Origin of the sequence: Alcanivorax profundi, assembly GCF_003597125.1 — a bacterium.
Taxonomy (GTDB): domain Bacteria; phylum Pseudomonadota; class Gammaproteobacteria; order Pseudomonadales; family Alcanivoracaceae; genus Alcanivorax; species Alcanivorax profundi.
The window spans coordinates 1-362 of record NZ_QYYA01000208.1 but is presented as its reverse complement, the minus strand read 5'-3'; the positions used below and the strand labels follow the sequence as shown (position 1 = coordinate 362).

The 362-nt window shown below is 50.6% G+C and carries 1 pseudogene; it reads left to right on the top strand.

Annotation, left to right across the window (positions count from 1 at the left end):
* Positions 1-362 (top strand): annotated as a pseudogene (locus D4A39_RS19510) (acyl-ACP--UDP-N-acetylglucosamine O-acyltransferase); the annotation flags it as partial.

Below are 362 nucleotides of genomic sequence, written 5' to 3'. Positions count from 1 at the left end.
CCGGTGAGGTGGTAGTAGATGACAACGCCATCGTCAGCGCCAACGTTCTCGTTCACCAGTTCTGCCATATCGCAGGTTACGTGATGATCCAGGGCGGTTGCCGTTTCTCTCAGGATATTCCTCCATACATCATTGCCGGCAAGGAGCCAACCCGCTACTGCAGCATCAACCTCATCGGTCTGCGCCGTCGCGGTTTCAGCAATGAAACCATCCAGAACATCCACGAGGCTTACCGCCTGCTCTACAGCAAGGGTATATTGAAGGAAGGTATCGAGGAAATCAAGAAGAATCTTGAGGTTACCAAGGAGATTCAGTATATTATCGACTTCGTAGAGAGTTCTCAGCGAGGCATTATCCGATAA